The organism is Pseudomonas sp. Ors-4-3C, assembly GCF_055755035.1.
The window spans coordinates 282,005-306,696 of sequence record NZ_CM146900.1; the positions used below are offsets into that span (position 1 = coordinate 282,005).

Annotated in this window: 19 protein-coding genes; 5 read left to right on the forward strand and 14 right to left on the reverse strand. The window is 60.3% G+C overall.

Features of this window, described 5'->3' with window-relative positions; all coding sequences use genetic code 11:
* Positions 1-153: 153 nt before the first annotated feature.
* Genes ACVHNU_RS01265 through ACVHNU_RS01275 form a run of 3 tightly spaced genes read left to right on the forward strand, consistent with a single transcriptional unit; the run spans position 154 to position 3,410 of the window.
* Positions 154-2,346: an FUSC family protein gene (locus tag ACVHNU_RS01265; RefSeq protein ID WP_473018842.1), complete on the forward strand. Its 2,193-nt coding sequence runs from the start codon at positions 154-156 to the stop codon at positions 2,344-2,346.
* Complete coding sequence (locus tag ACVHNU_RS01270; RefSeq protein ID WP_003221811.1) at positions 2,336-2,536, forward strand: DUF1656 domain-containing protein; 201 nt, start codon at positions 2,336-2,338, stop codon at positions 2,534-2,536. The genes ACVHNU_RS01265 and ACVHNU_RS01270 overlap by 11 nt, the downstream gene beginning before the upstream one ends.
* A gap of 10 nt (positions 2,537-2,546) precedes the next feature.
* Positions 2,547-3,410, forward strand: a complete 864-nt coding sequence (locus tag ACVHNU_RS01275) for an efflux RND transporter periplasmic adaptor subunit (RefSeq protein ID WP_473018843.1) — start codon at positions 2,547-2,549, stop codon at positions 3,408-3,410.
* A gap of 146 nt (positions 3,411-3,556) precedes the next feature.
* Here ACVHNU_RS01275 and ACVHNU_RS01280 read toward each other — a convergent pair whose 3' ends face one another.
* Positions 3,557-3,955, reverse strand: coding sequence for a DUF4440 domain-containing protein (locus ACVHNU_RS01280; RefSeq protein WP_473018844.1), 399 nt, complete (start codon positions 3,953-3,955; stop codon positions 3,557-3,559).
* Complete coding sequence (locus ACVHNU_RS01285; protein WP_473018845.1) at positions 3,952-5,322, reverse strand: MFS transporter; 1,371 nt, start codon at positions 5,320-5,322, stop codon at positions 3,952-3,954. The genes ACVHNU_RS01280 and ACVHNU_RS01285 overlap by 4 nt, the downstream gene beginning before the upstream one ends.
* 109 nt (positions 5,323-5,431) lie before the next feature.
* On the opposite strand from ACVHNU_RS01285, the gene ACVHNU_RS01290 reads away from it, so the two are divergent.
* The gene (locus ACVHNU_RS01290; RefSeq protein ID WP_473018846.1) at positions 5,432-6,313 is read left to right on the forward strand and encodes a LysR family transcriptional regulator; all 882 of its coding nucleotides are present in this window, start codon (positions 5,432-5,434) and stop codon (positions 6,311-6,313) included.
* A 50-nt stretch (positions 6,314-6,363) separates the two neighbouring features.
* Here the strand turns inward: ACVHNU_RS01290 and ACVHNU_RS01295 are convergent, their stop codons facing one another.
* The 3 genes from ACVHNU_RS01295 to ACVHNU_RS01305 form a co-directional block, all read right to left on the reverse strand.
* Positions 6,364-7,653 carry an NHL repeat-containing protein gene (locus ACVHNU_RS01295; RefSeq protein ID WP_473018847.1) on the reverse strand — a complete coding sequence of 430 codons (1,290 nt, stop codon included), beginning with the start codon at positions 7,651-7,653 and terminating at the stop codon, positions 6,364-6,366.
* A gap of 236 nt (positions 7,654-7,889) precedes the next feature.
* Positions 7,890-8,714: an SDR family oxidoreductase gene (locus tag ACVHNU_RS01300; protein WP_473018848.1), complete on the reverse strand. Its 825-nt coding sequence runs from the start codon at positions 8,712-8,714 to the stop codon at positions 7,890-7,892.
* Positions 8,715-8,748: 34 nt separating this feature from the next.
* Entirely contained in the window at positions 8,749-9,213 is a 465-nt protein-coding gene (locus ACVHNU_RS01305; protein WP_003221822.1) for a hypothetical protein, read from the reverse strand.
* Between the two features lie 183 nt (positions 9,214-9,396).
* On the opposite strand from ACVHNU_RS01305, the gene ACVHNU_RS01310 reads away from it, so the two are divergent.
* Positions 9,397-12,120, forward strand: coding sequence for an RHS repeat domain-containing protein (locus ACVHNU_RS01310; RefSeq protein WP_473018849.1), 2,724 nt, complete (start codon positions 9,397-9,399; stop codon positions 12,118-12,120).
* 109 nt (positions 12,121-12,229) lie between these two features.
* Here the strand turns inward: ACVHNU_RS01310 and ACVHNU_RS01315 are convergent, their stop codons facing one another.
* From ACVHNU_RS01315 to algK, 9 genes are all read right to left on the reverse strand, one after another.
* On the reverse strand, positions 12,230-13,681 hold the full coding sequence (locus ACVHNU_RS01315; protein WP_003221833.1) for a mannose-1-phosphate guanylyltransferase/mannose-6-phosphate isomerase: 1,452 nt from the start codon (positions 13,679-13,681) through the stop codon (positions 12,230-12,232).
* Between the two features lie 215 nt (positions 13,682-13,896).
* Complete coding sequence (locus ACVHNU_RS01320) at positions 13,897-14,553, reverse strand: alginate O-acetyltransferase AlgF (RefSeq protein WP_473018850.1); 657 nt, start codon at positions 14,551-14,553, stop codon at positions 13,897-13,899.
* A gap of 15 nt (positions 14,554-14,568) precedes the next feature.
* Positions 14,569-15,741 (reverse strand): alginate O-acetyltransferase, encoded by a 1,173-nt coding sequence (locus ACVHNU_RS01325; RefSeq protein WP_473018851.1) that lies wholly within the window; start codon positions 15,739-15,741, stop codon positions 14,569-14,571.
* Positions 15,742-15,751: 10 nt separating this feature from the next.
* Entirely contained in the window at positions 15,752-17,317 is a 1,566-nt protein-coding gene (locus ACVHNU_RS01330; RefSeq protein WP_473018852.1) for an MBOAT family O-acyltransferase, read from the reverse strand.
* A gap of 194 nt (positions 17,318-17,511) precedes the next feature.
* A complete protein-coding gene (locus tag ACVHNU_RS01335) occupies positions 17,512-18,636 on the reverse strand; it encodes a mannuronate-specific alginate lyase (RefSeq protein ID WP_103484932.1) in 1,125 nt (374 codons plus the stop codon).
* 8 nt (positions 18,637-18,644) lie between these two features.
* A complete protein-coding gene (locus ACVHNU_RS01340; RefSeq protein WP_003221844.1) occupies positions 18,645-20,096 on the reverse strand; it encodes an alginate O-acetyltransferase in 1,452 nt (483 codons plus the stop codon).
* Positions 20,097-20,106: 10 nt separating this feature from the next.
* On the reverse strand, positions 20,107-21,678 hold the full coding sequence (gene algG, locus ACVHNU_RS01345; protein ID WP_103484933.1) for a mannuronan 5-epimerase AlgG: 1,572 nt from the start codon (positions 21,676-21,678) through the stop codon (positions 20,107-20,109).
* Positions 21,679-21,704: 26 nt separating this feature from the next.
* On the reverse strand, positions 21,705-23,186 hold the full coding sequence (locus ACVHNU_RS01350; protein ID WP_003221858.1) for an alginate export family protein: 1,482 nt from the start codon (positions 23,184-23,186) through the stop codon (positions 21,705-21,707).
* Positions 23,183-24,688, reverse strand: coding sequence for an alginate biosynthesis TPR repeat lipoprotein AlgK (algK, locus tag ACVHNU_RS01355; protein WP_473018853.1), 1,506 nt, complete (start codon positions 24,686-24,688; stop codon positions 23,183-23,185). Before algK ends, ACVHNU_RS01350 begins: the two co-directional genes overlap by 4 nt.
* Positions 24,689-24,692 lie beyond the last annotated feature (4 nt).

Sequence of the window (24,692 nt, forward strand, 5' to 3'; positions counted from 1 at the left end):
GCGCAAACCTGTGGCGAGGGAGCTTGCTCCCGCTGGGCTGCGCAGCAGCCCCAAAGATCTTGTGAGCGCTGCGCACTCAAGCGGGAGCAAGCTCCCTCGCCACAGGAATTGCGTGATCCACAGACTTTTTCTTCATTCATTGAGCAAGACCAAATGACTCCCTTGCCCGCACCTCTACGCTGGCTCTACTCCCTGGAATGGCGTCGGGGTTTGTTTGACTGGGCGCGCAGCGATGGCGTGACCTGGGTCTACATCTTCAAGGTATTGCTCGCCGCGTTCCTCACACTGTGGCTGGCGATGCGCCTGGAGTTGCCGCAGCCGCGTACGGCGATGATCACCGTGTTCATCGTCATGCAGCCGCAGAGCGGCCATGTGTTCGCCAAGAGTTTCTATCGTTTCCTCGGCACCCTGGCCGGGTCGGCGATGATGGTTACGCTGATCTCGCTGTTCGCGCAGAACACCGAACTGTTCCTCGGTTCGCTGGCGATCTGGGTCGGCATCTGCTCGGCGGGTGCGGCGCGTTGCCGTAACTTTCGCGCCTACGGTTTTGTCCTCGCCGGCTACACCGCGGCGATGGTCGGATTGCCCGCGCTGGCGCATCCGGACGGTGCGTTCATGGCCGCCGTCTGGCGGGTGCTGGAGATCTCGCTGGGGATTCTCTGCTCGACGGTAGTCAGCGCCGCGATCCTGCCGCAAACCGCCAGCGCGGCGATGCGCAACGCCCTGTATCAGCGCTTCGGCGTGTTCGCGTTGTTCGTCACCGATGGCCTGCGCGGGCGCAGCAAAGCCGAGTCGTTCGAAGCGAGCAATGTGCGTTTCATTGCCGAAGCCGTGGGCCTCGAAGGGCTGCGCAGCGTGACCGTTTTCGAAGACCCGCACATGCGTCGGCGCAACGGTCGCCTCAGTCGTTTGAACAGCGAGTTCATGGGCATCACCACCCGCTTCAACGCCCTGCATCAGTTGCTCGAGCGCTTGCGCGTGAACGACGAAGAACACGTGGTGGCGGCGATCAGGCCGGGCCTGCAGGATCTGGCCGAAGTGCTCGACGGCTTCAGTGGCCGCGCCCTCACCAGCCCGGACGCCGCACGCCTGGCGACGGCACTTGCGACGTACAAGGATGGCCTGCCGGCGCGGGTGCGCAGCCTGCGTGCAACCTTTCAGGAGACTGATCCTAGCGACGCCGAGCAACTGGATTTTCACACCGCGTACGAACTGCTCTATCGCTTCGTCGATGACTTGCACAGTTATACACAGACCCACGCCTCGCTGGCCGATCACCGCCACGAGCGTGAGCGCTGGGACGAGCCGTTCACCCCGCAAACCAACTGGTGGGCCGCGGCGGCCTCGGGGATTCGCGCCTCGTTCATCCTGATGGTGCTGGGCAGCTATTGGGTCGCCACCGCGTGGCCGAGCGGTGCGACCATGACCCTGATTGCTGCCGCGACCGTGGGCCTGTCCGCCGCCACGCCGAACCCGAAACGCATGGCTTTTCAAATGGCCTGCGGTACGTTTCTCGGGGCGCTGATCGGCTTCGTCGAGATGTTTTTCATCTTTCCGTGGATCGACGGTTTTCCGCTGCTGTGCGTGATGCTCGCGCCAGTGATCGTGCTCGGCTCGTTCCTCGCTTCGCGACCGCAATACGCAGGTGTCGGTCTCGGTTTGTTGATCTTCTTCAGCACCGGTTCGGTGCCGGACAACCTGACCATTTACAACCCCTACACCTTCATCAACGACTACATCGCCATGGTCATGGGCATGCTGGTCTGCGCCGCTGCCGGCGCAATCATTCTGCCGCCCAACAGCCGCTGGTTGTGGAAGCGCCTGGAGCAGGATCTGCGCGGCCAGGTTGTCTACGCGATCAGCGGCAAACTCAAGGGCCTGGCGTCGAGTTTCGAGAGTCGTACCCGCGATTTGCTGCATCAGGCTTATGGTCTCGCTGCCGGGCAGCCGACCGTGCAGAAGAACCTGCTGCGCTGGATGTTCGTGGTGCTCGAAGTCGGCCACGCGATCATCGAGTTGCGCAAGGAACAGGCGATCCTCCCGGTGCATCCGGCCTATGCCGAATCGCAGCCGTGGCGTCAGGCAATTCGCGTGATGGGTCGGGCGCTGGTGCGACTGTTTCTACAACCGAACCCGAGCAATCTGGAACGCGCACTGGTGGCGGTCGATCACGCAATCAGTCGGGTCGCCGCGACCGACGAGCCGTTCGCGCCGCACTTCGACACGTCCGCGTTGCGTCGGGTGAAGAGCTATCTGCACTTCATCCGCACCTCGTTGCTCGACCCGCAATCACCACTCGCTGCCTATGCCGTCGCCAAGCCCGAAGGACTTGCCCATGCCTCGTGAAATCGCCTTCCACGGCGTGTACATGCCGACCATGACCCTGATGTTTTTTGTCGCTGCGGCGCTGGCCTGGGCGCTGGACCGGTTCCTCTCGGGGTTCGACCTGTACCGTTTTTTCTGGCACCCGGCGCTGCTGCGTCTGAGCCTGTTTACCTGTCTGTTCGGCGCCATGGCGCTGACTGTCTACCGTTGAGAACGTTCTGATGAAAAAGTTTTTCAGCCTGCTCGCGACCCTGCTGGTGCTGGCCATGGCACTGTGGATCGGCCGGACCCTGTGGGAGCACTACATGAATACCCCGTGGACCCGTGACGGCCGGGTGCGGGCGGACATCATCAACGTCGCCGCCGACGTCACCGGGGAAGTGGTCGACGTACCGGTGCGCGACAACCAGTTGGTGAAGAAGGGTGACCTGCTGATGCAGATCGACCCCGAGCATTACCGTCTCGCGGTGAAGCAGGCGCAGTCGCTGGTGGCTTCGCGCAAGGCGACGTGGGAGATGCGCAAGGTCAACGCGCACCGCCGCGCCGACCTCGACAATCTGGTGATCTCCAAGGAAAACCGCGACGACGCCAGCAACATCGCCGACGCCGCGCAGGCCGACTATCAACACGCGCAAGCCCAACTGGAAGCCGCCGAACTCAACCTGAAACGCACCGAAGTGCGCGCGGCGGTGGACGGCTACGTGACCAACCTCAACGTGCATCGCGGTGACTACGCGCGCATCGGCGAAGCGAAAATGGCCGTGGTCGACATGAACTCTTTCTGGGTCTACGGCTTCTTCGAAGAGACCAAATTGCCGCACGTGCGCGTAGGCGACAAAGCCGACATGCAACTGATGAGCGGCGAAGTCTTGAAGGGGCATGTGGAGAGTATTTCCCGCGGCATCTACGACCGCGACAACCCGGAAAGCCGCGAGCTGATCGCCGACGTGAACCCGACGTTCAACTGGGTACGACTGGCGCAGCGGGTGCCGGTGCGCATTCACATCGATGAAGTGCCGGAGGGTGTGTTGTTGGCGGCGGGGATTACCTGCACGGTGGTGGTGAAGCAGGACACAGGAGAGTAAACCTGTGGCGAGGGAGCTTGCTCCCGCTCGGCTGCGCAGCAGTCGTAAAAGCTGACTGCGCGGTGTGCCTGACAGGGCTGGGGGCAGGTATCGGGGCTGCTGCGCAGCCCAGCGGGAGCGAGCTCCCTCGCCACAAAAGGATCGCATCAGCCTTGGCAAAACGTCTCCTGCAAATGCCGCCACAGCACCCGCCCGGCCTCGGTCTTTTCAAACACCACCGTCGATCGGCGATCGGTGCGCAACCCGCTCGCATCGCTCTGCTGCTCGCGATAAGTCAGCGTCGCGCCATGCGCATGCAGTGCAATCCCGCGCAGCTCACTGAGCTCGATTCTGAAGCCGGGCTTCTTCCCGCCCGCCGACTGAAACAATGCGCGCAAGGCCTCGACATCCAGCGCCCGGCCCAGCGGCGTGACCATGGAAAAATCCGCCGAGAACCGGCTCAGCAAACGCGCAAGTTCCGCCGAATCCTGCTCCACGGCAAACCAGCGTTCGATGACCAGGTGGGCCTGGATCACTTCATCAAAATATTCGTTGTAGTCAATCATGTGGATTTTTCCTGAAGGGGAGGTGAGCTCAAAAGGGCGAGCACTTTGGAGGCATCGAAACGCAGCACCGCGACCATCGGCAACAGCGTGAGCAGCGCGGCGGCGAGAAAGCAGTAGCGGAAACCGTTGCCGCCCAAAGCGCCCAACAACGAACTGAGCAGCGCCGCGCCGAGGCAGAAACCGAGCTGGCGATTGATGTTCCACAGCGCACTGGAGTGGCCCATTTTTTCCGGCGCGATGCCGACAAACGCCAGGCTCTGCGCGGTCACGCTGCACAGGCTGCCGCCCAGACCCATCAAGGCATAGGCAATGATCAGCGGCGCGGCGGCGGGTTGTTCGATGCGCATCAGCAGGACAATCCCCAGGCACTGCAAAAGCATCCCGGCGATCAGCAACGGCTTGGGGCCGATACGGTTGAAACTGCGTTTGCCGAGCATGATCGCCACACCCGAGGCGGCCGCCCAGGACAGCATCAGCGCACCGGTTTGCGCCGCGCCGAAACCGAGCTCGTGCAGGTACAACACGGCAATCATGTTGGTACCGGTAAACACCCCGGGCACGAACAGGTAGATCAGCATCGCCAGGCGCAGCGACGGACTGTTGATCAGTTGCAGGTCGAGCACCGCGTCGGGTTTGTGCCAGCCATCACGCAGGTACAGCCATAAGGTCAGGACGCCGAGCAGCAGAACCCCGGCGGCGAGGTGACGGGTAGCGGCGGCGCTCGCCAGGCTCACGGCAATCAACAACAGACTCAGGGCTGATACGGCCAGCAGCAGACCGAGTAGATCCAGCGTCGGGCGTTCAAGGGTGGCCTGATCCGCTTTCAACCAGAGCAGACCCAATCCGAAAGCCAGCAGCGCCATGGGCATGTTCAGGTAGAAAATCCAGCGCCATGACAACGCCTCGACGATCAGGCCGCCCGCCGCCGGCGACAGGGCCGGCACCAGCAACGCGACCATCAGCACCGCGCCGGTGAGGTGTGCGCGTTGTGTCGCTGGATACTGCCGATACGCCAAGGCCTGACCGATTGGCAACAGCAAGCCGCCACCGAGTCCTTGCAGCAGGCGCCAGCCGATCAGGCTTTCAATCGACCCGGCCTGGGCCACCAGACCGGAGGCGATGCCGAACACCAGCAACGAGCCAAGGATCAGCCGCCGCTCGCCCAGCCGCGCCGCCAGCCACACGCTCAGCGGAATGATCAGTGTCAGCCCGAGCATGTAGGCGTTGGTGATCCACGCCAGTTGCGTCACGGATGCCTGTAATTCCCGGGCGATGTCCGGGTAGGCGATGCTCGCGGCGAACATGTTCAGCAGGTCGAGGGCAAACCCGAACAGATACACCAGCGCAACTTTCGAGCGATAGGCCATGGCAGCTTCCCTGTGATGAGACGTGCAGGTTAGGGGGCTTCAGGCGTTAGGAAAACGCTGGTTTGCCTGCTAGTTTGTCAAAATATTTTTAACAAGGAGTGCGTGGGACATGGTCAGCCTGGACCGTTTTGACACTTTCAAAGCCGTGGTCGAGGCCGGCTCGTTGACCGCGGCCGCCGATACTCTGGGCCAGACCCGGGCGGTGGTGAGCTTCAATCTCAAGCGTCTGGAAGAAGAACTGGGCGTTACCTTGCTCACGCGCAACACGCGGCAACTGGCCCTGACCGATGCCGGCGAGCGTTTTTATCGACGCTGTCTGCGCACCCTTGACGAAGCGCGACTGGCGATCGAGGAAGCGCGCTCCGAGCATTCGCAACTCAAGGGCACGTTGCGCATCACCACCACCGTGGAATTCGCCCTGGCCCAAGTGGTGCCGGCGCTGGAGGTGTTCCGTCAGCAACAGCCGCAACTGAACATTCATCTGTCGACGTCCTCGACCCATGCCGATCTGATCTCTGAACGCTTTGACATGGCGATTCGTCTGGGGCGCATGCACGACTCCAATCTGCGCGCGGTGCAGTTGTCGACGTTCGAGGTGTTTGCGGTGGCGGCGCCGCAGCTGGTCGAGCGCTTCGCGCCGGTTGCCACACTGGCGACGCTGGAGTCGATGCCGACGCTGGGCCACGGCCGAGTCCCTGAGATGACTGTGACCGACCCGACCGGGACCGAGCATTTCTACCAGCCAAAACCGGGTACCACCGCCATCGTCGCCGACAATTCGGCGACGCTCAGGGCGTTTGCGCTGACCGGGCAAGGCGTGGCGATTTTGCCGCAATGGCTGATTCAGGAGGATCTGGCAGCCGGGCGACTGGTACGGTTGCTGGCCGATTACCGTTTTGCTCAGCAGGGTGTTTACGCGCTGTATCCGGATACCCGGCATTTGCCGCTGAAGGTGCGGGCGTTTATTGATTTCATGAAAGGTTGGGGGTAAGGGCTTTGGTGCAGACAGCGCGTTGAATAGCGCTGTCTGCCTGCCGAATATCAGCCTAAGTAGGCATCGATACGACCAAAACCACCCAGATGCGCATAGTTTAATGACAGAAGGATGCGATTGTCAGAGCCCTTGATTAACTGGAAGAGAGGTTTCTTATCCACATCTGAATCTTTCAGTTCTACATAACCAGACTCTCCGAAGCCCTCATCCGGTTTCCCATCAGGCAGGAGACGGGCCAGGTACGGGTTCTGATCACCTGACAACGCTACTAATTTGCCGTCCTCTTGGGTGTAGCCACAACGCCAGCGAATGCCAGTGGGCGAGCTATCGAGTTGTGTGAGCAGTGGCTCACCGTTATTGAAAAGTCGATGCGGTGTGCCATTGGGCGTCAACATGCTTAACAGTCCCTCGGCCGATGTTTCCCAATCGGCGCCACTCTGTCCGAAACAGGCCAGGCTGCCATCAGGTCCTTGACTCAGGTCGTTGAAACGGTTGCTCAGATTATTGACGCGTAGGGTAAACAGGCCCGGGGTTCGAATGTCGCCGAACCCGCGATCGGGGCTGCCGTCCGGATTCAGCCGCGCGACGTACGCAGTTTCCAGCCCTTGCAACAACGCGTTACCGGCGATCAGCAGTTTGTCACCTTGCAGCAGGCAGCTATTTACCGCCGTAAACGGGCTCGCAGCATCGACTGTGAACTTGAGGTGACCCGTGCCATTGAACTCGTTGTTCCATGAGCCATCGGCTTTGATGCTGTAAATACTTGCGCTGTAATGATCCGAAGCATCCGGGTTGGCGTAGTTCGCTGTAATGAACAAGGTGCCTTGGGAGTTGACTTGAATGCTCTCCGATGTAACTACGAACTTGCTGTTCTCAGCGTTTGGTATGATCCGACGACCCTTTTCGCCAAAGCTTTCATCGATACCGCCATTTTCATGAAAACGCGCAACGACCAACTCCCCCCAGCCATTGTCTGGTGAGAGAGTCCATCCCAGTAAGAGTATTTTCCCATCGTCTAGTACGGTCACTTTTCCAGCGCCACAAGAGTGGCCATCGAGGAAACTGCCAACGTGAAAACCCAGTTCGGCAAATTTTTTGTCGAGGCGGCCATCGTCGTTCAAACGTATCAAGGCATAGACGTTAAGCTGGATTTTGGCGTCATAAAGGTCGGCACCAATAATTACTTTGCCATCTGAATGAGCCAGTCCATGGATCAGACGTGTTCCCTGAAGTTTTTCGGGAAAGTCGAGCTCGTACATTGATACGGAGCCATGCTTTCCGAAATCCGGATCTGCTTCACCGGGCCGCCGAGTTTTTTGTTTGTGCGAAGTGTTCATAGGTCACCCATCGATAAACGTTCATGGATTCAACCCTGTAATGGCGTTGAACAATTGAAAGAGTTCTCGATCTCTAGCGACCACGGTCGATCAGCGACGCCATTGTGCTCGGACAACCATTCTCCTTCTGGTCTGAATACTGTGACTTTGGGTGAGAGCTGTACACTGTCAATGTTGACAGGTGCGGTATCGAAAAAAATATGCGTCAATTTGTTCGAGCACCCGCCAGCTCGGTATCAAAGCTTCCCGCGCAACCCGAACCGCTTCTTCAACGTCGACTCCAGCAACCCCTTCGGCAACAACGTCGCCAGCAACGGCAACGCCCGACTGCCGTTACCAATGCGGATCAAGCGTGGCGGTGTGTCCCGCTGCACAGCCTTGAGCAGTTCAGCCGCAAACTCGGTAGCCGGGGTCGGCTTGTCCTGCGAGGCCTTGGCCCGCGCGCGAATCCCCTCGCGCAGCGGAAACCACGGCGACTGCTCGTTGATCAACTGCTCGGCTTCGTGCCCGGCATTCTTGGCGAAGCTCGACTGAATCGCCCCCGGCTGGACCTCCATCACGCGAATGCCGAACGGCGCCAGTTCCATGCGCAAGGCATCGCTCAGCGCATGCACCGCCGCTTTCGACGCACAGTAGGCGCCGGCGAATGGCGTGACCAGAACGCCCGAAACACTGCCGATGTTCACTACCAGCCCCTTGGCCCGGCGCAGCACCGGGAACAGTGCGCGAGTGACGCCGACAATCGAGAACACGTTGGTCTCGAACTGGCGCTGCATGGCCGGCACGCCGCCATCGAGCAGCGGCCCCATGGCGCCATAACCGGCGTTGTTGATCAGCACGTCGAGGCCACCGTGTTGCTGGTTGATACGTTCCGCGAGTTGTGCCAGCGCCACGCTGTCATTGACGTCCAGCGGGATCGCGGTGAACCCGGCGGTGGTCAGCGCCGCGACGTCGTCACTCTTGCGCGCAGTGGCCCAGACTTCGTAACCGGCGCCTTTGAAGGCGTCGGCGAGGGCGCGGCCAATGCCGCTGGAGCAACCGGTAATCAACGCAACGGGCATGGCGCATTCCTTGTGCAAAAAGTGGGGGAGGGGATCAGTCGGAGAAACTGCCTTGCAAGCGCTCGGCGCGAAACTCCAGGGTTTGCGGGCGATAACCGGGACGCAGCGGTGGCATCGGCAGGCAGTCTTCCCAGTCGCCGCCGGCCTGCAGTTCGCCGGGACCGCGATAGCGCGGGGCGGTGTATTGGTTGTCGGCCAGATTGACCGTGTCACCGGGCGCGTAGGCTGCAATGCGCCAGCGCAGTTCGGTCAGCGGCACGTCGTTGCCGTTTTTCATTTTCAGTTGCAGCGGTCGATCCGCCGGGCACTGTTCAGGCGCATAGACAATGCGCATCTCCAGACGCGCCAGTTGCTTGAGTTCGCGGTTGTCCAGCCACACCACCCAGACCGCGACCAAACCCAGACCAACGGCAGCCGCGACGGACACCGGCACGGCCTTGGCCGGATAGCGCAACAACAGGATCAGCCAGGTGATGACCAGCAAAACGCCGATGAACATGTTTGAACGCTCCTTGAACTCGTGAGCACCATCCTACCGAAGGGGCGCGGGAATGGATATTCGCCGAGCAAAGCGTGACGCCATCGGTCGGGACTGTAATTTCTGACAGTTGTTGAAAATGCGTTGTGCCTGCTCAAATTCCGGAGGTTCGAACAACGCCGCTCGCACGGGGAGGGACTTTTCATGAGCATGCACATCAATACGCCGAGGGTGTCTGTGTTCGACCCGCGCGGTTTGTTGGTTCGCACGGTCGACTATTGTCGGGCTATCGAGGACGGCCCTGTCGACCCCCGGATCAACCGCATCCTTCATGACCCGGCGGGGCATGCGGTTAAACAGTGGGATCCGCGGCTTTGGCTGTCGCAGGTCGGCGACCCGCTGACGCCGGCCAATCTGACACGAGTGTTTACCTTGGGCGCCTCGGTGATTCGTTCGGACAGTGTCGATACCGGCACGCAAATCGAGTTGAAGGGGCTCGCCACGCAAACGGTATTCAGTTGGGACAGCCGTCAGACGCGACGCGACATTGAGTACGATGCCTTGCTTCGACCCGTTGCGATATTCGAACAAGGGGCAAGCGAGGCGCGGCGTTGCGGCGAGCGATTGACCTACGGTCATCCCGGCAGCGGCGATCTGGCGCAAAATCATTACGGTCAACTGATCCGTCATGATCACCCGGCCGGCAGCGTACTGTTCAACCGATTTGCAATTAGCGGCGAATGTACCGAGGACACCCGCCACTTCACTCAGGATCCGTTGGCACCTGACTGGCCTAAGTCGGAGGCGGATCGTCAGCGGCTGCTGGAGCCAGGCGCCGGTGCGACATCGCGCTGGCGCCATGGTGCGCTGGGGGATGTGCTGGAACAGACGGATGCCCGAGAAAACCGGCATACATTCGCGCTGACCGTCGATGGCCACTTGCGCGAGCGCCGCTTGCAGTTGAAGGGGGAAACCGAGCAGACCCTGGTCAGGGACATCCACTACAACGCGCAAGGCAATGTCACGCAGGAAACCGCCGGCAACGGTGTACAAACCACCCGGACGTATAGCCCCGAAGACAATCGCCTGTTGGTTCAGCGGACTGAAGACGCTGATGGTCTTGTGCTGCAACATTTGAGTTATGGATACGACCGGGTAGGCAATGTCCTGAGTATCGAAGACAAGTCACTGCCGATCCGTTACTTCGCCAACCAGCGCATCGACCCGGTCAGTCGCTTTGTCTACGACAGTCTTTACCAGTTGACCAAGGCGTCCGGTTGGGAGGCCGGCGCAGTCAATCGTGGCCCGCAATCGATGGGCCGCATCGATCCGGGGGCGGTCAGCAACTATCAACAGACTTACGAATATGATCCCGGCGGCAACCTGTGCAACCTGATTCATGTCGGTGCACAAAGCCACGGGCGCAAACTGCAGCCGGCGCGTTATAGCAACCGCTCTTTGCCTTACGTGGACGTCATTCCCGGTGAGGCAGAAATCGAAGCTGCCTACGACCGCAGAGGCAACCTGCTGACGCTGGAGTCAGGGCGGGTACTGAACTGGAACCTGCGCAATCAACTGCAAACGGTCTGTCCGGTGGAGCGTGCCTCAGGTATCAATGATCATGAGGTCTATCTGTACGATGGTGGCAGCCAGCGGGTACGCAAGGTCCGTTCGTTGCGAACTGGCGTCCGAAGCCTGATTGCCGACGTACGCTATTTGCCCGGGCTGGAGTTGCGCACCGATAACGGTACCGGCGAACGGTTGCAGATCATCGTTACCGACAACGCTCGAGTACAGCATTGGGAGAGCCCGCCGCCTTCGGGAGTCAACAATCGATGGCGATACCAACATATCGATCACTTGGGTTCGGTTAGTCTGGAAACTGCCGGTGACGGTACGTTGATTGGTCGGGAGAAGTATCACCCGTTCGGTACCAGCGCTTGGCAGAACGGCGAACTCAGCTACAAATTCGTCCGTTATTCAGGCAAGGAGCGTGATGCGACCGGACTTGATTACTACGGTCACCGCTACTACATCTCCTGGTTGCAAAAATGGAGCAGTCCGGACCCGGCGGGGGAAGTGGATGGTTTGAACCTGTACCGGATGGTCAGAAATAACCCCGGTACGTTGATCGATGCAGATGGACGCAGGCCGCAGCTTCCAGAGCAATCCGGTCCTCCAGGACCGCCAGCATTGCCACCCCCGCCGCCACCTGTCTCAGGCATACCTCCCCCTTTACCGGGAGCAGCCTCCCGACCATTGACCACTAAAAAATGGGTCATTAAAGAAGATCCGGCATTGTATAAACAACAAGGGGGTGAATATCCTTATTATTCTTCATTCACAATTGCTCTTCAGAAGCTCAATATTGAGCACTACAGTTCAATTGACGATATAACGCAGTTTGTAGATGTATGGCGGGAAGTTGGACGAAATATGACTCCTCCCGCCAGGAATATCGATAATGACAAAGCTTTGGAAGTTCAGGGTGTTTTAGGGAAAATAGATGAAGAATGGCCAAGTTATCATCGTGCGGATGTAAAGGAGCTTTTCCGAGGAGACACAACAGCCATATTGAATAGCTACCCATGGCTTGCCGAGTTTGTAGAGAGCGTCGGAGACGATGCTACAGAAAGCATACTGAATGTAAACATCCGCTCTAAGTTGATAATGTCAACATCCAAAGACCCAGGCATGGGCTACGTGTCCGGTAAATCCATAATGTGGCACTTTGAGGTGGAACCTGGACATGCAGGTGTTTCTGAGGGGTTGTATGCATCCGAGGGAGAAGTAACGTTTCCAATGTATAACAAAGTTAAAGTAGTTTCCGTGCAACACATTCCAAAAGGAAGGTCCTACATGGATAACACCGCACGATTCGGGACGGCACATAGATACGTGATAAAAGCAAAAATGTTACCCCGTTAATTATCAGAACAAGCGTTGGAGGAATGTGAACAGGCCAAAAAAGCCCCCGCCCAACCCACTGCGGATGGGGACGCAGCGGGCTGGACGGGGGCTTCTTATTGCGGGGTGATCACTGCGCGATGGTCTTCACCGAAACGCCGCGTTCGATCGGGGTGGAACGACCGTAGATGTCCTCGAAACGCTCGATATCGTCTTCGCCGAGGTAGCTGCCCGATTGCACTTCGATGATTTCCAGCGGGATCTTGCCCGGGTTGCGCAGGCGGTGCACCGAGGCGATCGGGATGTAGGTCGACTGGTTTTCGCAGAGCAGGAACACGTTGTCATCGCAGGTCACTTCGGCGGTGCCGCTGACCACGATCCAGTGTTCGGCGCGGTGGTGGTGCATCTGCAGCGACAGGCACGCGCCCGGTTTGACCGAGATGTGCTTGACCTGGAAACGCCCGCCCATGTCCACCGAGTCGTAGGAGCCCCACGGACGATAGACCTCGCAATGGTTCTGGGTTTCGCTGCGGCCCTGCTCGTTGAGGGTGTTGACCATCTGCTTGACGCCCTGAACCTTGTCCTTGTGGGCGATCATCATCGCGTCCTTGGTTTCGACCACGACGATGTTTTCCAGACCGATCACCGACACCAGTTTGCCGTTGCCGTGGATCATGCAGTTTTTGCTGTCCTGGATCACCACGTCGCCTTTGCTGACGTTGCCGTTGGCATCCTTCTCGTTGACTTCCCACAGCGACGACCAGCAACCGACATCGCTCCAGCCGGCGCTCAGCGGCACCACGCAGGCGCGCTGGGTTTTTTCCATCACCGAGTAGTCGATGGAGTTGTCCGGGCAGCAGGCGAAAGTGGCTTCGTCCAGCGTGACGGTGTCGGCGTCCTGCTGGCTGCGCTCGAGGGTCAGCAGGCAGGTGTCGTAGATGTCCGGATCGTGCTTTTTCAGCTCTTCGAGGAAGCGGCTGGCGCGGAACAGGAACATGCCGCTATTCCAGTAGTAGCCGCCGGATTCGACATATTCGGTGGCGCGTTTGACGTCAGGTTTTTCGACGAAGTGCGAGACGCGGCTGACGCCTTCGGGCAGCAGCGAATCGCCGGTGGATTTGATGTAGCCGTAGCCGGTTTCCGGTTTGGTCGCCGGCACGCCGAACAGCACCATTTCGCCGTTTTCGGCGGCGACGGTGGCCAGGGCCAATGCGCGTTGCAGGGCTTTCTGGTCTTCCAGCACGTGGTCGGCCGGCAGCACCAGCATCAGTTCGTCACGCCCTTCGTTGACCAGCATCATCGCGGTCAGCGCCACGGCTGGCGCGGTGTTGCGGCCGAACGGTTCCATCAGGATGCGTTGGCATTCGAGATTACGGTTGGCCAACTGTTCGTTGACGATGAAGCGGTGATCCTTGTTGCAGACCACGATGGGTGTGTCCATGCCTTCGAACACCAGACGCTCCAGGGTTTGCTGGAACAGCGTGTGTTCACCGGTCAGGGCGAGGAATTGTTTAGGGAATTGCTTGCGCGAAAGCGGCCAAAGACGTGAACCGCTACCACCTGACAAGATCACCGGAATCATATTGTTTACTCCATAAAATCGATTGGTTAGAGGCACGAACGCTGTGTCGTTTCACTCTTGTTTTTGTCTCGTATCCGAACTGACAACCCGGTCGCAGGGTGGGAGGGGGCTTGCTCCCGAAGGCGGTGTATCAGTCGACATAGCTGTTGAATGTCAGACCGCTTTCGCGAGCAAGCCCGCTCCCACAGTGGGCGCGGGGGCAGTCTGGAAAATAATTAGCGGGTCGACACCGGGCGTTTCACCCAGACTGGCGACAGGCTGCTGCCGGAACCGGTGACGTACAGCACCGCTGCTTCACCGCGCTCCAGGGCGACCGGTTTCACGTCGCCGACTTTCTTGTCGCCTTCGTACAGCGCCAGGCTGACTTTCACCGGGTTGATTTCACGTTCGCCACGGCCCTTGGCGGCCACGTTCGGCACCACGTCGGTCTTGCCGTCGGCGGTCTTCAGGGTCAGCGGCTTGTCGCTGAGGTTCTGCACGCGCACCAGGGATTTCTGCTTGTTCTTGAACGGTGGTTCTTCGATCAGTTGCGGCGCGCCGGACGCGTTGTTGACCAGGGTGTAGTAGTGGTCACCGGCAAGTTTCACCGGCAAGGTCTGGCTGCCGACCTTGGCGCTGTAATCGCCGCCCGGCATGAAGCTGAAGTCGCTGCTGGTCAGTGGCGCAACGTCGCTCAGATTGGTGCTGCCGACAGTGGCGCTGACTTCGGCGTTGCTGGCGTTGTAGACCCGCACGAAAGTCGAGCCTTTCGGTGCGGTCGGGCCGTACAGCGCGGCGTCGCCACCGGCGAAAGCCTGGACCGACAGCACGCTGAGACCGGCAACCAGTGCAATGCGTTTTGCGAGACGACGAGGAGTAGTCGTGAAAGTCATGGTGTTACCTCTCTTTCAGTTTTGCGCCCGGTCGGGCGTCTCGGATTTAGTGTTTACAGCTACGTTTTGTTGGCGAGCACCGGCTTGTTTGAGCTCTGCGACCCACTGCGGGTCGGCGTCGCCGATTTCGTTGTTCACAGGCAGATATCGTTCAGGAAACTCCCAGATCAGCACCTGTGGCGGGCTGTTCTTGAAGTCATCGCTTTTCAGGTAGCTGAGCATCGGCAGGATCGGGCCGTGGCCGTCTTCGGCGTAGTTGACGACGTCGCTGTGCAGCGCTTGTTTCAGCGCACCGACGAAGTTCCAGTTGGGGTTGGCGCTGTAGCTGGTGCCGATCAGTGCGACCGGTACTTCGCTGCTGGCGAACAGCGCGTCGTCACCGGCAGGTTGCTCGGCGGCCACGGTGTTGCGCTTCTGCAGCGGCTCTTGCGCCGGCATCAGGTTTTCAAACAGCGGATCCAGCGGCAGGAACAGACGCAGGTCGCCCTTGTGCGTGACCTTCTCCGCTGGCGTGGTGACAAAGCGCTGCGGCTCGCCGCTGAGCGGGAACTTGTCGGCGATGGTTTTCGCCAGGGTGTTGGCAGCGATCTCGGCGCCTTCAGGCGTCCAGTGGGTGTCGGTGCGCAGGAACACTTGCTGACCGTTCTGCTTGGCCTGTTGCAGCGGGCCGAGCAAGTCCGGGGCGAGGATCTTGTCTGCCGCGACACGGGCATGGAAGTCCTGATAGAGGTTGGCGTGGATGCTCGCCGGTTTCACTTCACCCAGGTGTTCCGGGTACAGGCGCACCTTGGCCGGGACGATCGCCATCACCAGTTTTACGCCTTTGGCCTTGAGGGTCTGGCGCACGCCTTCGACCAGCGCGTAGTTGCCTTGCAGGTTCAGTTCTTCGTTGACGATCGGGTTGAATTCCTCGTCGCTGTACAGCCACTGATCGCGACCGAGCACCACGCCCGGACGACCTTCGTTGAACAGTTTGAAATCCAGCGCCGCCCAGAGGTTGGTGCCCAGACGCTTGATCGGAAACTGGTCGTCGTAGTGGGTTTCCACGGCTTTGGTCCAGCGACCGTTGAGCACGGTCGCATCGGCATTGGTGCTGAAGCCGAAGAAGCTGCGCACCGACCACAGACCGAGCACCAGCAGGGTCAGCAGAAACAGCGCGATGTAGACGATACGTAATGAGCGGGTCATGTCAGATCCCTCAGAACTGGAAGTAAAGGAACGGCGAGAAGCTTTGCGCCGAGAGTTTGAGAATCGAGGCGATGAACAGCAGCAGGATCAGCCCGCGCATCACGTAGCGCGACCAGTCCGCCGTCCAGTAAGCCGGTTGCACCTGGGCTTCGACGCCGACGGTGTAGCCAGGCTCATGGATGCTCGCCGGGTTTTCGCCAGGCGCGGCTTTGATCATGCCCGGGGTCGCGGTGGCAGGGCCGTTGGCCTCGACGTTGACTTCAGGTTTGCTCTTCACCGGAGGCTGGTTGGTGTACAGATCACGCAGACCGAAGAACGCCAGGGTTGCGTACGCCACCACCAGAGTTGCCACTTGCAGGCCGGTGAGGCTGGCGCGGTTGAGTTCCGACAGCGACCAGTCGCTGAAGCTGAACATCGCGCCGTACATGCGCCCGGCAACGTGCAGGTTTTCCGCACGGAAGATCACCCAGCCCATCACCACCAGCAGGAAGGTCAGCGCCCAGCGGATCGGGTTGAGGCTGCGCGGCGCGGTGTTGATGCCGAGCATCTTTTCGATCGCCAGCCACATGCCGTGCCAGGCGCCCCAGACGATGTAAGTGATGTTCGCGCCGTGCCACAGACCACCCAGCAGCATGGTCAGGAACAGGTTGCGATAGGTCATCAGCGTGCCTTTACGGTTACCGCCGAGGGTGATGTACAGGTAGTCACGCAGCCAGGTCGACAGGCTGATGTGCCAGCGGCGCCAGAACTCGGTGATCGACTGGCTGATGTAAGGCTGCTTGAAGTTTTCCATGAAGCGGAAACCCATCATCAGGCCCAGACCAATGGCCATGTCGCTGTAGCCGGAGAAGTCGAAATACAGCTGCGCGGTGTACGCCAGCGCGCCAAGCCAGGCATCCCCGGTAGTCGGGTTTTGCAGGGCGAAGCAGTGGTCGGCGACCACGGCGAGGGTGTCAGCGATGAAGACTTTCTTGATAAAACCCTGCATGAACCGCGTGCAACCTTCGGAGAACTTGTCGAGGGTGTGGGTGCGGTTGTTGAACTGGTCGGCGAGGTCGCGAAAACGCAGGACCGGGCCGGCAATCAGGTGCGGGAAGATCGCCACGAACGCCGCGAAGTCGATCAGGTTGCGGGTGGCCGGGGTGTCGCCGCGATACACGTCGATGATGTAGCTGATCGACTCGAAGATGTAGAACGAGATACCGATCGGCAGCAGCACGTGGGTCAGGATGAACGGTTCCAGACCGAACGAGGTCATGATCGCGTTGATGCTGTCCACGCCGAAGTTGGCGTACTTGAAGTAGCCGAGGATGCACAGGTCGACCGCGACGCCGAGCAGCAGCCAGCGCTGTGCCGGTTTGGTACGCACGCCGGCAGCACCGACTTTCAGGCCGATCCAGTAATTCCACAGGGTGACGCCGGCGAACAGCGCCAGGAAGTCCACCCGCCACCATGCGTAGAACACGTAGCTGGCGATCAGCAGCAACAGGTTGCGATAGCGTTGCCCGCTCAAGTAGTACAAGCCGAGAAAGATCGGCAAGAACAGAAACAGGAACACGTTGGATGAAAATACCATCCCGATCTCTCCATGTTTGAACCAACAGTCAAGGGCCAAAGCCCCCCCAAACCCCCCATGAAAATTCAGGGGGCGACATCACTTCACTGTGGGAGCGGGCTTGCTCGCGAAAGCGGTGTGTCAGTCAACATTTTTTTTGAATGTCAGACCGCATTCGCGAGCAAGCCCGCTCCCACAGGGGATTGCATTCATTCTTACGAACCCTTGTTGCCCTTCTCATGCGACGGGTCGTAGACCTTGGTCAGGTCGCCGCCGAGGCGGAAGGTCTTGAACGGTTGCATGCCGTGCTTCTTCTCGATCACATCCGGCGGGCAGGTGTAGAGGGTGCAGAACGGTTCGAGCCAGGCGAATTTCATGTCCTCTTTCAAGTCGGTCATGTCCTGCTCTTTGCCGTTCTTCTTCTCGAATTGGTCAGGGTCTTTCACCCCGGCCAGCACCCGGTCACCCAGACGCTTCAGCGCGCTGTTGTTTTCCTGACGCAGATCGACACCGTTGACCTGAGCGAAACTGGCGATCATCGCCAGTGGCGGCAGGGCGTAGTTGTGATAGGCGAGGGCGCGTTGCTGGCGCTTGAGTTCGTTGGGCAGGAAGCCGTCGGCATCGACCTGATTGACCCCGACCTTGTATTCCTTCACTGCCCAATCAAACAGGTCGCGACGGTTGGTGGCGATCGAAGTCGCCATCACCGACCAGGCCGCCCAGTACGAGTGGTTGTTGGTTTTTTCCAGCGGCAGGTTGTCCCAATCGCTGACCACCTGATCGGCCATCTTGCTGAACCACGCCTCGATCAACTGCGCCTCTTGCTGATGTTCGGCCAGTGGATGCGAGTCGGAGAACTTCAGGCGAATGTACGAAGAGGCCATGCTGCCCAGCGCCCATTTGCGCATCGACTTGCCGGTGTGGTTGAAGTCTTTCGACATCAACGCATCGGCCTTGGCCCACGCAGTCAACCAGTTGAGGGTGCAGTCGAGCTGTTCCGGGCGCCCGTCGCGCATGAACTGCATCACCCGTTTGGCGGTGCCGCGCTCCAGCGTGGTGATGTCCTTGGTGGTGTCGCGGAAGGCTTTTTCCGACTGCACGTTCAGCGTTGCGCGGGCCTTGTCCGAGCCTTCGTATTTGCTGCGAAATTGCAGCGGCCCGGTGTACGGCGCGGGCATCGCGTCGCAGCCTTCGCTCTTGTCGCCGCTCTTGAATTTATCCACAGGGGCGAAGTAGCCCTGCGGCGGACGCAGTGGCGCGGCGGCCTGAGTGGCCCCGGCGAACATCGCCAGGGTCAGCAGGGATGGTGCAAGCAAGTGTTTGATCGTTCGATTTCGCATAGCAGACCTCATTGCCCGACCTGAGCGGTTTGTGGCCCAGCGCCCGGGAATACGTTGCGTTTGCAGATTTTCGCTTCGACTTTTTGCGGCGCGGTACCCGCTTCCGGGCCCTGGACTTCGACGGCCAGCAGATTTTGCGAGGCCCAGTCTTCGTCCGTGCGCAGCTCAAAGGCGAAACGACCGTCGGTGTCGGAGGTTTCCGGTTTCTCGATCTTGATGTCCTCGTGGCGACCGTTCATGTACCAGAGGGTGGCTTGCAGGGTTTTCACCGAGGTGTCGGCGAAGCGGATGTCGACCTGATGACTGCTGTTCTGCAGATTCAGGTTCTTGCTGTTGACCAGCAGTTCCTGTTTGCCGCCGGGCTTGAGCGTGGTGCTGGCGGACATTTGCGTGTCTTTGCCTTCGCAGCCGTTATCGAGCAGCGACATCATCTGGCGGTAGATGGTCTCTTGGTCGAGGCGGTACAGCGGCGAGAATTCCCAGATCAGAATCTTCGGCGGGGTCTTCTGGAATTCGTCGCTACCGAGGTACTGCAGCATCGAACCTTCGAGACCGCCGCCGGGGAAGGCGACGTTGAGAATATCGGCGCCGATGGCTTCTTCGAGGAAGCCGGCGAAGTTGTAGTTCTTGCCGCTGTGCGAGGTGCCCACGAGGGTGATTTGCGGGTTGCCGGAATCACCGAACAGGTCGCCGTCACCGGCCTCGCCTTTCGGCTCGGTGGTGAACTGGTCCATGTACTGGATCGCGTAACTGGTGCCGCACAGTTGCCCGGCCATGTTGTGCAGGGTGCCGGTCTTGCCCATGCGCCCGGTGCGCTTGGTCTCGAATTCACGCTTGGGAATGTCGGCGAAGGCCGGGATCTGCTTGACCTTCTCGGCGACGATTTTCGCCGTGCGCTGAGCGCCGTATGGCGTCCAGTGCTGGTCGCCGCGGAAGTAGAAATCGTGAGCGGGCAGGGTGTCCGGCAGCGATTCGTTGGTCAGCGGCGACAGGTCAGGCACCACGTAACCCATCTGCGCGAAACGCCCGAGCATGGTCTTGTAGTTGCCCAGCGCTTTCTCATAATCGAACGCGGCTTTTTCCTGCGGGTTGAGCTTGTTGCGGTTCACCAGGCCACGGGTCGGCTGATAGACGATCACCAGTTCGACGCCTTTGGCCTTGAACGCATCGTGCAGCTGTTGCAGGCGTTTGTAGCCGGCCGGGGTGGTGTTGAACTCGGTGCGCAAATCTTCCTGCGTACGGAACAACCAGTCGCCCTGCGCCTGCACCAGCGTGGTGAAGTTCTGCTGATAACGCGTGGTGTAGTTCTTCGCGTCATGCGCGGCCGGGCACAGGTTGCAGCACGGTTCGGCGGTGAACTTCGGTGCTGCGGTCTCGTCTGCACGAGCCGCATTGCTGGCCGCCAGAATGCCCACGGTCAGGGCCGACAGGCTGAGTAATTTGATCAAGTGTGGGTGCATAAAATTATCCTCAGTCCCGCATTTCGGTCTGGCGTTCGACAGGGTCGATCAGCACGGCTTTCTGCTGGCGCACCAGCAGGTCGAGAATTTCATCCTGGCGCTCGCCGAGGATGCCGTTGAAGCTGATGCCGCTGGATTTGGTCGGCGCCAGCATCGATACGCGATACAGCTCGACGCTCAACGGCGAGTCGATGGCCATCGGGCCGCTGCCGTTGGCCGCCAGTTCACCGCCGACCACGATCAGCGAGACTTGCGCGTCGAACGGGTCGAGCTTGATGTCACGGTCGGTGTCGGTCAGGTCCTTGATGTGGCCGTAGACGCCGGTCAGCCCGTTGGCCATGGCGACGTTTTCGTAGAGGCGGATGTTCACGCTGTTACGAATGCGGATGCCGTGACGTTTGTTGCTGATGACCTTGTTGCCCCACAGCAGGTTGTCGGCGGACTCGTAGAGGGTGATGCCGTCCGTGTGGTTCTTGTAGATCTCGTTGTAGGCGATGATGTTGTTGACGCTGTTACGGTCGATCACCAGGCCCGAGAGGTGGTTGTCGTAGCTCTTGTTGTTGAAGATGAAGCTGTCGTTCACTTCACGGGAAATGATGATGCCGTGCTTCTTCTTCGTGCCGTGGACGGTGTTCTCGGCAATGATCAGACCGTGGGAACGGTCGTGCGGGTCGATGCCGTAGACGATGTTGTCCTTGTAGGTGTTGCCCTTGACCACGAAGTCGCGGGTCTCGTAGCAGTAGAAGCCGTACCACATGTCGGAGAACTCGGAGCCGACGATCCAGCCGGTCGGCTCGGGACGCTTGAGCACCTTGGCCATGTTCGGCGTGTACTGGGAAATACTCACCCCGTACGACTTACTGTTGGCGTAGCCGAAACTGGCCATCTTGCTGTTGACGATGTAGGTCTCGGTGCCGCCCCAGGCCAGCAGGAACGGACGGAATTCCTTCGGCGAACGGAAGGTTGCCGGGCCGTTGTCCTTCTCGCGCCAACCGGTGACTTTGGTGTCACGCACGAACAACTGACCGTCGTTGACCAGGAACGAACCGGCCTCTTGCGACAGGCGCAACTCCTGGGTCTGGCCGTCGATTTCGAGGATGCCTTTGCGGCCGACCACGATCGGCAGCTTCGCCAGGTACACGCCCGGCGCGGTCTCGCTGAAGTACTGCTTGGGCAGTTTCTGCGCCAGATCCTTGAGGTTCAGGTAACCGTCGTCGACGAAGATTGCCTGCGGGATACCGTGCTGACGCACCACCCACTCGGCCATCTTGTTGTCGCCGCCGATGAAGTCCTTCAGCGCGTCTTCCTGCATCATCCGGCGCACGCTGATCTTGCCCGGTTTGCTGCGATTGATCTTCGCGGCAGCCGCTTCGGCGGTGAAGCCGGACAGGTCGGGCAGTGTCGGCTTGGCCAGTTCCAGCGCCTCGGTCGGCGCGCTGCTGACGGTGTAGGTCTTGGCTTGTTGCAGCTCTTTGGTGGTGGTCACAGGCTTGGCCGGTTCCACCGTGGCGAAGGCGCCAGCGGAGGCCAGCAGCATGGCGCCGGCCAACAGGCTGAGCGAGCCTTTCCTTGCATGGTGCATGTCGGGCACTCCCTTGGCGGTTTGCATCAGAAGCGCCAGATCACGTCGATGAACGCGCGGTGCATGTACGAATCGACCTGGCTGCCATAGGCATCACCGGGCTTGAACACGCCGCCACGGAAACGCACCAGCGCCGAAGGTTCGTCGATCGACTGGCTCAACGCCGCCGGCAACAGGCCCTGCTTGAAGTACTTGGTCACCACCAGATCCATTTCCTGACCCAGGTCCTTGTTGCCATCCTGCAGCGGCAGCGAGGTGCTGGAGAGGATCGCGCCGGTGACGTCGTCGGTGTTGTTTTCCACGGCGTTGATGCCGTTGCTACCCACCGGCTTGTTACCGTCCACGCGCCAGAACTTGTGGTAGATCAGGCTGGCGTCGTACTGGTCGTTGAGCATCCACGAACCGAACAGGGTGGCGGTCTGCATGTTGTTCATTTCGCCACGGAACGCTTCGCCGAAACGGTGCACGCGCGAGCGGGTACCAGTGTAGTTGGAGCGGTTGCTTTCCAGACCGTTCTGTTGGTAATCGGCGCTGGCGCGGGCGTAGGCCGCACCGACCTGCCACTGCGGATCGAGGCGCAGACGCACGCCAAGGTCGGTGGCCCAGCCGTTGATGTCATCACTGCGCTTGGCTTGCGCCGGACGGCTGCCATCGGCGTTCAGCGGGTTGACCGAATCGAGGTCGCCGCTCATGCCAGTGATGCTGCCCCAGTAGTTGACGGTGTTGGTGTTGCGCCAGTTGTAGGCGTCGCTGTCGGCGGTCAGGCCGAGCCAGCTGATGTCGCCGTTCTGGGTTTTGTCGAGGGTGTCGCGGGGCACGCCCGGTTCGGCGTAATCGAGCTTGCCGTCATCGTGGGTGTGGTGGCCGCGAATGCCGACCCAGTTGCCCGGTGTCCACTGGTAGGCGGCATCGGCGTAGGCGTGCAGGCGATCCTTGTCTTTCGGCGCGAGTTCTTTGAGGTCGGTGCGGTATTCGCTGAAGCGTTCGGCAACACCGACGTTGGCGCGCAACAGGGTGGTGTCGAAGGTCCAGTTCAGCGCTTCGATGTTGGTGTCGCGCCATTGCCCGTCGTCATTGCGCAGGCGCTGGCGACCGAGCTTGAGCATCTCGCCGGGGTACGGCGTCAGGCCGCTGTAGCCGACCCAGAATTCGCGCATCGCCAGGTAGTTCTTCTTGGTCTTGCGATCACTGTTGTCGGTGGTTTCGGCACCGTCGGCTTGCTGCAGGGTGTCGGTTTCGATGATGTCGGTCGAGGTCACGGCCTGACCCATGGCGTAGGCGCTCCACGCGCCGCTTTCGCCGTAGATCCATGGACGCAGGTCCAGGCCCACACCGTTGACGTCGCCACCCGGCGCAGTGCCGAGGTCGCGGTCGTCTTCGGACTGGCCGGTGATTTTCACTTCCAGGCCGAAGTTCTTGGTTTCAGTGATCGCGGCCAGTGTCGGGCAAGACCAGATCAGCGCGAACGTGAGGCCAATGCCGGCCTTCACAAAGGGATTCAACTTCATAGGGCTTCCTCGCCGTCTTCTTCTTGCAGGGCGTGCAGTTGCAGCGTGTTCTGGTTCAGGGCGCCACGGCTGGCCTGTTCCTGTTGCAGCAGGCGCTGGGCTTCGGCCAGACGCTCGGGCGGCAATTGCGCTGCGAGGGTGGTCGCCAGTTCATCGGCTTGCGGAGTGTTCTGCGCCTTGGCCAGTTGGCTGAAGACATAGGCGTTGAGCGGGTCGGGTTTGGTGCCCTTGCCTTGGGAAAACAGTTGGGCGATGGCGAAATCGGCGCTGTTCTGGCCGTTGCGCGCCGCGGTCAGCAGATGGTCGAGGGCCTTCTGTGGATAGACCTTGCCCAGGTAACCACGGCGATAGATCTGGCCGAGGTAGTAGTCGGCGGCGACTTCGCGGCCGACGGCCTTCTGGAAGTGTTCTTCGGCGACTTTGGCGTCGGCCGGCACCAGTTTGCCTTCGTAGTAGAGCTTGCCCAGCAACAGTTCGGCGCGCGGCTGATCGGCGGCGCGGCCGTTGTCGAGGTACTGCATCATCTGATCGACATCGCCCAGTTCCGGGAAGTCGTACAGCAATTGCGCGAGGGTCACCCACGATGCCGGGTAGCCCGGGGCGATCGGTTCGAGCAGCGACTGCGCGGTCTTCTCGTCAGTCTTGCCGAGGGTCGCATCGGCCAGCACACGGGCCACCGAATCGACGCGCTGCGCGCTGACGCTGCCACGGCGGTAAGCGGCCTGCATCTGCTTGATCAGCTCGGCCTGTTGCTCAGGCTGGGCACGTTTCTGATAGACCGTGGCCAGTTCGACGTAGCAGATGTCGGTGGTGTTGAGCGCGGCTTTGCAGATCTTTTCCACGTCATCCAGATGCTGGTCGTAAGTACCTTGAGTGCGATACAGCAGCACCTGCGCCAGACCCGCTTCCGGGTAACCGGATTTGCGCCACTGATCGATCTGTTGCTGCGCGTTGATATTCGGGAAGCTGTGCGGAAATTGCAGGTAGAGCATCGCCAGCGGGATCAACGTATTGCCTTCGCCATTGGCAGCGGCTTTTTTCAGCAGGCTTTCGGCTTCGTGGTGCTCGGCTTCGGTCGAACCCGGTTTGGCTACCAGCAGGCGACCGAGACGGGCCTGGGCCCGTGGCGACACGTCGGCGGCGGCACGATAGGTCGCCTCGGCCTGCTTGATCTGCTCGGGGTCGCGGCTGTCGACCTGGATATCGGCGAGACCGACTTGCGCCTCGCTGTAACCCAGGTCTGCCAGTGCGCGGTAGTTCTGCGCGGCAGTGGCGGTGTCGCCACGCTTGAGCGCTTCGTTGGCCAGACGCTGGTCGGGCAGGCCGGCGCAACCGGCCAGACTGACGGCCAATGCAACTGCGCATAGTGGCCCCATGTGGGAGCGGGCTTGCTCGCGAAGGCGGTGTGTCAGCCCACACTGATTTTGAATGTTGAACCGCATTCGCGAGCAAGCCCGCTCCCACAAGGGCTGCGGCGTGTTCAAAAGAGTAGGAATCGTCACAGGC